The sequence below is a fragment of the Nonomuraea terrae genome (genome assembly GCF_004348995.1).
GTDB classification, from domain to species: Bacteria; Actinomycetota; Actinomycetes; order Streptosporangiales; family Streptosporangiaceae; genus Nonomuraea; species Nonomuraea terrae.
On sequence record NZ_SMKQ01000339.1, the window covers coordinates 1 to 5,592 of the forward strand.

General features: G+C 72.1%; 5 protein-coding genes and 1 pseudogene. 1 reads left to right on the forward strand and 5 read right to left on the reverse strand.

The features are described 5' to 3' along the window. Positions 1–405 (forward strand): annotated as a pseudogene (locus E1286_RS48665) (hypothetical protein); the annotation flags it as partial. A 141-nt stretch (positions 406–546) separates the two neighbouring features. On the opposite strand, the gene E1286_RS45595 reads toward E1286_RS48665, so the two are convergent. The 5 genes from E1286_RS45595 to E1286_RS49715 form a co-directional block, all read right to left on the reverse strand. Then, complete coding sequence (locus E1286_RS45595) at positions 547–1,731, reverse strand: M14 family zinc carboxypeptidase (protein ID WP_132623404.1); 1,185 nt, start codon at positions 1,729–1,731, stop codon at positions 547–549. Positions 1,732–1,737: 6 nt separating this feature from the next. Beyond that, positions 1,738–2,649, reverse strand: coding sequence for a M14 family zinc carboxypeptidase (locus E1286_RS45600; RefSeq protein ID WP_165970236.1), 912 nt, complete (start codon positions 2,647–2,649; stop codon positions 1,738–1,740). Positions 2,650–3,843: 1,194 nt separating this feature from the next. Beyond that, positions 3,844–4,302: a hypothetical protein gene (locus E1286_RS45605; protein ID WP_132623408.1), complete on the reverse strand. Its 459-nt coding sequence runs from the start codon at positions 4,300–4,302 to the stop codon at positions 3,844–3,846. Positions 4,303–4,476: 174 nt separating this feature from the next. Further along, entirely contained in the window at positions 4,477–5,256 is a 780-nt protein-coding gene (locus tag E1286_RS45610) for an alpha/beta fold hydrolase (protein ID WP_132623410.1), read from the reverse strand. A 101-nt stretch (positions 5,257–5,357) separates the two neighbouring features. Then, positions 5,358–5,592: hypothetical protein (locus tag E1286_RS49715; RefSeq protein WP_223190938.1), on the reverse strand; the 235-nt coding region annotated here is incomplete at its 5' end.

A 5,592-nucleotide genomic window follows, 5' to 3' on the forward strand; every position in this document is an offset into this window, starting at 1 on the left:
TCCCCCACCAGCCCGTCCTCGACCAGCACAGTCCCGACCAGCCCGGCCCCGGGCGGCACCGGTGAGGACGACGCGACGACCCCGACCCCGACCGGCCTGGCACCGGGCAGCACGGGCCAGGACGGCGCGGGGCCGGGGAGCTTGGGAGCCGGCACGGGGAGCACCGGAGCCGGCGGCACGGAGGCGGCGGGTCTCACGGATGCCGCCGGCGTGAACGCGGCCGGGGCGGCCGGCGTGAGCGCGGCGAGAGCCGTCGACACCGGAGCCGCCTCGGACGGCTTCGCGCCGGTCGCGTCCGAGACGACGTACCCGGGCTACGGCGGTCCGCTGACCGCCGTGGCGCTGCTGGCCGCCGCCGCGATCGCCGCGTCGCTGGTCCTCCGCCGCCGGCGGGTCACCGCGTAGCCCACGGGGAGCCACGGGGAGCACACGAACCCGTACCGGAACCACCGTCGTAGAGCTGCGACGGTCCCGGTCGGCGCGGCCGTCGAGTCGCGCCGACCGGGGCGTCACCACCACGGCCCTGAGCCCCGGAGGAACGCAGTCCTACTGGGTCTCAGGGATGTCGTCGTAGCGGGCGGGGTCGATCTGGGTGACCGTGCCGGCCGCGAGGGCGTCGATGATGCCGTCCAGGCCGTTCACCACCGTCCGCACGAGCTGGCCGCGCTGCTTGGCGCCCCAGGTCTGGGTCTGGCCTCGCACCTCGAACAGGACGGTGCCGGAGCCGTTCAGCGCGAACGAGCCGAGCCCCGTGCCGGGCAGGTCGATGTCCTGCGGATAGAGGGTCAGCGACCCGAACGGGGACTCGCCGCGCGTCTGCAGCGCGTCGTACGCGGCCAGCGTGAGCTGCTTGGAGTAGTCGAGCCGGTAGCCGCGGTTGTACTCCTGGTGGTTGTCGATGTCGATGAACTTGCCCGACAGCGACATGGTCACCTGGTTCTCGCCGCTCTCGTCGAGGTCGCAGGGGCCCTGGTGGTGCAGGTCGATGTAGGTGTCGACGGCGCCGAACTCCCCCTTCAGCGACTTGTACAGGTCCCTGACCGCCTGCGACTCGGGATGGATGTACCAGCCGGTCTCGGCGGAGGACCCGGGGAAGTCCTCGGGCCGCGGCACGTAGTCGAGGTCGGGGTGGTAGTCGCGGTTGACGTCGAAGCCCGGGCGCGAGGCGTAGTCGTCGCCCGACCGCGGCTGGGTGTAGTAGTTCCACGCCGGCCGCGCGGAGGCCAGCTGCGGGAAGTCCGCGACGACCTCGGCCCACGTGCGGTCGTTGCCGCGCCGGTCGAGCTCGGCGGCGTCGGGGTTCATCTTGGGCACCGCGACGAGCGTCACCTGCGAGCGCAGCCGCCGCGCCTCCGGCGTGGGCGCGGTGAAGTCGCGCAGCAGGGCGAGCAGGGCGTCGGTGCCGGTCTTCTCATTGCCGTGGATCTCACTGGTGATCAGCACGACCTTGGGACCGGTGCCGGTGCGCGCCGCCCAGATCGCGCGCCCCTGGTTCGAGGCGCCGATCTGGCTGACGTCGAGGACGTCCGAGCGCTGCGCCTCCAGGGTTTCCAGCGCGCTGCGCAGCTCGGCGTGGTCGGTCCACGCGTTCGCGCCGGTGTCGCCGGTCGAGGTGCCGCAGTGCGCGTTCGCGGGCGGGGCGGCCTGCGCGGCGGCGGGCGAGGCCGCCGTCAGGCTGGCGGCCACCAGGGCGGCCGCCGCCAGAGCCGCGTACGTCTTCCTGTTCGTCATCGTCCCTCACTCGTCCTCGTGCTGGTCGACCGACGGGCCGCGGTCGGGGATGGTGTCGGCGATCGCCGGGTCGACGGCGGCGAGGCTGCCGTCCGCGGCGGCCTGGAGCAGGGAGGCCATGGAGGCGTACGCCGTGCGGATCAGGTAGCCGCCGGACTTCTGGCCGAGATCGCCGCGCAGCTCGACCAGCAGGCTCGCGCTGCCCTGCAGGCCGAAGGAGTTGCGCGCGATGCCCGGGAGCGCGTCGCCGGGGTAGCGGCTGACGTCGGCGAAGCCGTACTGCTCCAGCGAGGTGTACACCAGCCCGGCGACCCGCTTGCTGTCGGCGAGGACGTCCGGCGCCACCCCGGTGTTGGTCGGCCAGAGGATGGAGGCGGTCGCCAGGGAGCCGTCAGGCTGGCGGTAGCTGCCCTGGTGGTGGTAGTCGACGGTGATGTCAGGACGCCACGAGCGCACCATCCGCTGGATCGCGGCCGACTCCGGCACCGGGTTGGCCTCCGGCGACATCGCCGGGTCGTGGTAGCGGTTGATGTCGAACCCGACCCCGGCCCGGCAGAAGGCGCCCGAGCAGTCCGGGTCGACGTTCTGCCGCTGGAACCGTTCGGTGCCGTCGGGGTTCGCCCGTACGATGATGCGCAGGGTCACGTCGTCGAGCACGTCGCGGGTCCACCCTGCCTGGTTGCCGCCGATGCGCTGCAGCAGCTGCAGGGCGGCCTCCGTGCCCAGGGGCTCGTTGCCGTGCTGCTGGGTGATGTAGAGCAGCTTGGTCGGGCCGGTGCCGACCGTCGCGGCCCAGATGTCACGGCCTTCGTGCGTCCTGCCGATCGACTCGACGTCGATCGCGCCCTTGGAGCGCTGCTCCAGGCGTTGCAACGCGGTGGTGAGCTCGTCGTAGGTGTGCAGGCGCTCCAGTGACACATGCTGCGAGTCCTGGACCCACGGACCTCCCGGCGTCGTGGGGTCGGCGTGAGCCGTCGCCGTTCCCGTGATCGTGAGCCCGAGTAAAGCGGCCAGGACGACCGCTGCCCGTCGCTTTCCCAACAAAACAGCCTCCTCAATTCCACGCGTGTCCGCGACGGTGAAACAGGCTTTGTGAGCGTGTTTCACCGCCGTGGGAATTCACAGGATTTCTGCAGGAATCAGAACCGCGCGGGTGGGGGCGACGTGCACGAACGGACGCCACCCGCTCCGCGGGGATATGCAGCGAACAGGACAGGACCATGGCCGCTGGGACATGCGACGGAAATAGGAGAGTCCTTCCCTCACGCTGCTGAACGGCGGCCGATACGACCGCCACAACTCTTTTAACAAACACAAAACAGCATGACAAGAGTCACGTTCGGTGTGGATATGACCCCGTACTGTCATTTCGGCCATGAGGCGCGTGAAGATCCACGCAGGTGGAACGCCCTGCGCAGGTCAGGGTCGTCGACTTTTCGGCGTGCCGGTAATGGCGTTTTTAGGCTCGCCCTTATCCAGGTCTGATTCGCCTGGCCGTCGGCTCAGGCGAGCGAGGCGGCCGCCGCGAGCGGCACGCGTCTAGAGTGGGGCGTTGATCGACATCCGGGCCGCCGTGCCCGGCGACGTGGCGGCGATCGCCGCTCTCATGGCGCGTCGCCGGGAGGCGTACGAGCTGCACCAGCCGGTCTTCTGGCGGCGTGCGCCCGACGCCGAGGCACGGCACGCCGCCTTCCTCGCCACGCTGGTGCGCGATCCCGAGGCCGTCTGCCGGGTGGCCGAGCCAGACTCGCGCTTCGCCGGGTTCGCGATCGCCTCCCTCGTCCGCTCTCCCCCGGTGTACGACCCCGGCGGGCCGACGTGCACGCTGGACGACTACGCCGTCGTGGACGACCGCGACTGGCCCACGACCGGCACCGCCCTGCTCCACGCCGTCACGGACGAGGCCCGCCGGCGCGGCGCAGGTCGTCGTGGTCTGCGGCAACGCCGACACCCCGAAACGCGAAGCCCTACGCCAGGCCGGCCTCTCCATCGCCTCGGAATGGTGGACCACCCCGCTCTGACGACCGGATCACCGCACCGGCACCCGTCGGAACGCGGTCGTGGGTTGTCGCCGTGGCCGGCCGCATCGGCGACCGGCTCGGCGGCCGGAGCTCACCGTGTGGCGAGGCGGGTGAAGGTGGCGCCCCGCAGGACGGCGTGGGCGCCCAGGACGTGGCCGTCGCACATCATCGTCACCGTCCCGGCCTCGTCGGTCACCTTCCACGTCACCGGCTCCGCGCAGGGCTTGGTGAGCCGGTCGTGGTCCCACGTGCGCCGGCACACCCGGCAGGTGGAGGTGCCGGCGCTGGACGACAGGGTCCTGCCGTGCTCGGGGCAGACGCCCCACGGCATGCCGCACTCGCGTACGGCCCAGAGCCGGTCGAGGTCTCCGGCGGCGCGCCGGAGGTCCTCACTCCCCCGGTCGAGCCACCCGGCGGCCTCGATGGCCGCGGCCATCGGGTCGCGTTCGGGCGCGTCCACGGCGACGCCCTCGCACAGCGCCCGGACTTCGTCCGCGAGCGCTCCGGCGCGGTCGGCGAGGAAGCGTAACTGGGCGGGGGTGACGTTCATACCGGCTCTCGTCTCATGAGGGCCGCCGGAGCGGCGAAACGGATTCGGATGCCACGATCGGCCGAGCCGACGCCCGTGATCCTAACCCTCCCCCCACCCCGACGCGCTGCGCCTCCGCCCCGTACCGAAGCCCGCCGCTCGGGGTCGGCGGAGCGGCGCGCACGTGGTGGGGCGTCAGCGCGGGTGGTGGAGGACGTCCTCCACTGCCTTGACGACGCTGTCGGGCTGGTCGTGCGGGATCTGGTGGGTGGCGTGGCCGGCGATGAGCAAGCGTCCGTGGGGAGATCGGGCGGCGAGCGCGCGGTGGCCGTTCTCCAGGTACGCGAGCTGGGCGCGGGGCATGCGGGGGCGTACGCCGGCGGTGATCACCCGGAGCGGGACGGGCGGGAGCGTACCGGCTTCCAAGGCGGCCTGGACCTCGCGCATGTGGCGGGGCAGACCCGCCAGGAGGCCGGCGAGCTCGCGGAACTGCCGGGCGTTCGCGGTGGGCAGCAGCGCGCGGAGGCGGAGCAGCCGCACGGCCACCGCGAACGACACCGTACGCACCAGCGCCGACCCCGGCGGCTCCCCGCTCACCGTGGGATCGACGAAGACCAGCCCCGCCACGTCATGGGGGTGCCGCAGAGCGAGCACCTGGACGACCAGCGCCCCGAAGGACCACCCCGCGAACACCGCAGGCAGCGGCACGCCGAGCCCGTGCAGCAGGTGGTGGAGGTCGTCGGCCATCTCGGCGACACTCTCCGCGGCCGGCCCGCCGGACCGCCCGACACCCGCCCGGTCGTACGTCACCAGGGTGGTCAGCCCGGCCAGCCGGCCCTCCAGCCCGTTCCCCCAGGCGTCGTCCGTTCCCTGCCCGGCGCCGCCGCAGTCGAGGACGAGGGTCGGGCCGTCGCCGCGCACCCGTACGCACAGCTTCCGTTCACCCACGGGAATCAGCCGCGTGTCATCATGCATGACGTCAACTTACGTTGACGTTCCCAGGAGCGTCAACCCATATTGACGCTCCTGGTGCACGACGGCACGGACGTCAGGAGCCGAGCGGAGACCCTCCGGCGTCAGCCAAGCGTCCACTCGCCCGTCTGATCGGCGAACCCGCTGTTCAACGCGAACTGGAACTTCCCGCCCGCGCCGACTCCGGCACCTCGAACACGATCACGCCCTTGCGGACGTCTCCCGTGTTGATCGTCGCGGAGCCCCCGGACGACTCCGCCCAGGAGCAGCAGCGGAAGGCCGATCGCGAGCAGCAGGATCAGGCCGGTGTTGCGCTGGGGCGGAGGCGGGGAGGTGGGA

Coding starts and splice junctions, on each gene's coding strand:
- E1286_RS45595 (WP_132623404.1), bottom strand. CDS start 1,731: ATGACGAACAGGAAGACGTACGCGGCTCTGGCGGCGGCCGCCCTGGTG.
- E1286_RS45605 (WP_132623408.1), bottom strand. CDS start 4,302: ATGAACGTCACCCCCGCCCAGTTACGCTTCCTCGCCGACCGCGCCGGA.
- E1286_RS45610 (WP_132623410.1), bottom strand. CDS start 5,256: ATGCATGATGACACGCGGCTGATTCCCGTGGGTGAACGGAAGCTGTGC.